The organism is Syntrophomonas sp., from assembly GCF_028707975.1.
Taxonomy (GTDB): domain Bacteria; phylum Bacillota; class Syntrophomonadia; order Syntrophomonadales; family Syntrophomonadaceae; genus Syntrophomonas.
The window spans coordinates 1-3,409 of record NZ_JAQVZX010000153.1; the positions used below are offsets into that span (position 1 = coordinate 1).

Consider the following 3,409-nt stretch of genomic DNA (forward strand, 5'->3'; position numbering starts at 1 on the left):
TCCATTTAGAATCCGTTCCCTCTAACTCCAACTTCACAAGCTTAACCTCCATCTGTGCTACTCGATTTTTTTGTAATCATGAAGTCCCCCGGTTATTTTATTCCAGGGAAAAAAACGTCATGTCTTTTTTTACGATAAATTTATGCCAAACTTACAGGATATTTCTAATATTTTCACACTATCATGGATTTGGCTCAGGGAAGCTGGTTAACGCTTATTTCATTCCCTTCATGCCTTTGATGGATAATCGTCATCTTGTAGCGTCCCTCCCCCAGTTGGGCTTGAGCTTGAATAGCTTCTTCACCTGGTCGGGACTCTTCTTGCCAATCCTTTTCTTTTTGAAGATCAACTTTAAGAGGCTTTCCATCCGGGGAAGTCCAGTTTATGTTGCCTTTCAGCTGTTGATTGGGGGGTACAAGAGCGTAGAGCATTAGATTGGATTGCGGGGCCAGAGTAATGTTTAAATCCCCATCTCCCCGGATAAGCCAATCATTGCTGATATGTCCCGCAGTTATTTGCACGGGGGTATCACCATGCTCCACTTCCACCGCCAGTCTTTCCGGCAGGATCAAGGAATAAGCTACACAATAACAGTTGTTGGCCGGGGAGAAACCCAGGTTCAGGTACAGGGTATGGCCATTTCTTCGAGTATTAAGCGGAGTTTTTCCTTGCAGCAGCTGCCGGGCCTGGGCTTCAGATTGGGCTCTTATCTCGACTTTGGCATGGCATTGTATGGAATCTCCCCTACCGGTTCTGACTTTTAAACGCGGGCCACCAGCAGCTTCAACTACTACTTTCTGGATATCCTTATCCAAGGCAATTTCATGGTTCGTCGGTAAATTGTAATGTTTTGCAGTGATATTCTCCTGGATGTAGTTGCTCAATCCCACTTTACCGGCAGCTTGTAGCCCCATACCGCCCATGACGATGAAAAAGATTATAAAAATGCTGAAGATATCATACTTGATCCTGCTTTCTTCACTTTTATTAAGATAGCTTTGCAACAATACCTCAACACCTAATATAATGAAAATTACCGGCCACCACTTCAAGATGCTGCTTACTACCGGGGCTGGCTGGAATTGGGCGTATAGGAGGCCGATACCGGTGCAGAATAAGAGCAAACCCATGGAAAAGGTACCTATCCGCCATTGTCTCATGGCAATTCCTCCTCTCTTTCTTCATTAAGCTTATCGCTGGGAGTATTCTCGATTACTATCTCTTCATTAGTTTTATCCGGGAAAGCACTTTCGTCTGCTTTTTCTGCCTCAATTCGTGTGGCGGGCAAAGCATTTGCTCCCTCGCCGAGCTCTTCCGCTTTGCTGCCCAGCAATAGCTTGATTCCCCCGGCAATCAATATCAAGGCGATAAAGCTAGTTTCAATGTAACTACGCAAACTTTCACTTAATAACTGCGCTAAAGCAGGGCTGGCAATGCGCTGTACAATAACCAGCAAGCCCAGGGCAATCAATCCCCAGCCCAGCCAGCCCGGATGGGTGGAAAACCAGTCGAAAAGGGTGGAGGATTCCAGTTGTACTTCTTCCTCGTCTTCCAGCAGATGATAGATGTCGAAAACGCTGTAAAACCAAATAACCGGTATAACAAAACCTAAAAGGTTTAGATTCAACCAGCCGGACAGAAGCAATATGAAGAAAAATCCGGCCATCAATTGCGCTCCCTGTTTTATTAATCCCAGGTACATATGCCCGGCTCCCGGGATAGCTGAAAAGGCCAGGGCTATCAGCTTCCGGTCGCTGATAAAAAGTAAACCCGTCTCCTCGCTATTAAATATCCGGGCTTCATCGCTGTCAGGGCCGGGTTCAATATTTTGTCCGGCCAGGTGCAGGGCTTCTGCCAGGGCTACAAACCAGAGCAAGGCTATAACAAAAAAGATGAGCGGGCCGATCATATTACTGGTCTGATAGCTGATATTTCCCATAGTTATGGCGCCAATACCAAGCCCCAGGAAAACGCTGAAAAAGACCAGGGCTCGTCTGCTCCAGCCCAGATAGAGATGGCTGAGGCCAGGAAGCGGCGATAGAATAAATACTAGGAACTTGCTTTTTTTCTTCACTACTTAACCTCCTTATGTTTTTCTATTTCCATATTGTTGAGCCATCCGTTGCTTATTTCCTGCAAGCGGGCCGGCCAGTTAAAAAGGATGTCTTCATACTTACCGACAGTTTGTGCTGTAGGATTATAATGTAAATTCATTCTGCTCGTATCGCTCCATGATTGAAATACCCCGCCGCCACAGAGCATAATGGTAATGGCTGCGGCTACTGCGTAGCAGGCTAAAAGCCTTTTTCTTTGAGAGCGACCCGGACGGCGCTCTTCCTTCCGGGCATTTGTTCTGAGCAAGCCACAGGTTCGCGCGGTAAAGTCAGGGGGGATGAGAGCCCTGGCCTCTTCTACTGCCTGATCGTCTATGCTATCCAGGAACAACTGCAAACAAGCATCACAATCCAGCAAATGTTTTTCCATTAAAACATCTTTTTCTTTGGTTGGTCCTTTTCCATAAGTTCGCCATTCCTCCGGGCTGAAATGCGTCATTCCGCTCCCTCCTCCCATCGTTCACGCAAGAGCCTTCGCGCCCGGTAGAGGCGGGACTCTACGGTTTTCAAACTTATGCCTTCTTCCCGGGCAATTTCTTGGTAGGGCTTGTTCTCAAAATAGTATTTTATTATTACTCCGCTGTAGCGGGGAGGCAGGCCCCGGCAAAGCTCTTTAATAGATGCTTCCCTTTCCTTTTGCACAAGCATTTGCTCAGGCCCCATATCCATAACAGCGGGTGTTGCCTGCCTTTCCATATCACTCTCCAGCAGTGCAAGCTGCCGGGCTCGCTTGCGTTTCCAATCAATGGCCTTATTGGTGGTAACTCGCCCTATCCAGGTTTTCAGGTGGTCAGGTTGGCATTCGGGAAGAGAACGGTAAAGCTGTAAAAATACTTCCTGGGCAATATCCTGGGCATCTTCCGGGTTACTTACAAAACGTAGAATAATAGCAAAAATATAGGCTTTATACTGATTAATCAATACCTCGAATGCTTGTATATCTTGGCCCTGGAAACCTTCTATCCACAGTTCATCTGGGCAAACCTTGACCACCCCCTTCCCATTCATTAATAATAACGATAAAAAAAGAAAAAACCCTGCAGTTCAAAAAAAATATTTTCAATGGAAGGGTGAACTATCATAAGGGGTTCGCGGAAGATAATGGGCATTGTTCATATTTTGGAGTTAGCGTACAATGAAGCTATAATGTATATACTATAGATAAAAAAATTAGAAAAAGGGGAGAAAAAGATGGGAAAAGCTAAAATCTTTGTTCGTGAACGCAGAAAAGTGGAACAGGGCGAAAAGAAATCTCGTTTTAATGTGGTAGGTGTGGCGGGGACAGACCTTAAGAT

General features: G+C 45.8%; 4 protein-coding genes. All 4 read right to left on the minus strand.

Annotated elements, in window-relative coordinates; translation table 11 throughout:
- Positions 1-194: 194 nt before the first annotated feature.
- Genes PHP87_RS11505 through PHP87_RS11520 form a run of 4 tightly spaced genes read right to left on the minus strand, consistent with a single transcriptional unit; the run spans position 195 to position 3,107 of the window.
- A complete protein-coding gene (locus PHP87_RS11505) occupies positions 195-1,160 on the minus strand; it encodes a hypothetical protein (RefSeq protein WP_299921511.1) in 966 nt (321 codons plus the stop codon).
- The gene (locus tag PHP87_RS11510) at positions 1,157-2,074 is read right to left on the minus strand and encodes a hypothetical protein (RefSeq protein ID WP_299921513.1); all 918 of its coding nucleotides are present in this window, start codon (positions 2,072-2,074) and stop codon (positions 1,157-1,159) included. The genes PHP87_RS11505 and PHP87_RS11510 overlap by 4 nt, the downstream gene beginning before the upstream one ends.
- On the minus strand, positions 2,074-2,553 hold the full coding sequence (locus tag PHP87_RS11515; RefSeq protein WP_299921515.1) for a hypothetical protein: 480 nt from the start codon (positions 2,551-2,553) through the stop codon (positions 2,074-2,076). Before PHP87_RS11515 ends, PHP87_RS11510 begins: the two co-directional genes overlap by 1 nt.
- Complete coding sequence (locus PHP87_RS11520; RefSeq protein WP_299921517.1) at positions 2,550-3,107, minus strand: sigma-70 family RNA polymerase sigma factor; 558 nt, start codon at positions 3,105-3,107, stop codon at positions 2,550-2,552. Before PHP87_RS11520 ends, PHP87_RS11515 begins: the two co-directional genes overlap by 4 nt.
- Positions 3,108-3,409: the final 302 nt, after the last annotated feature.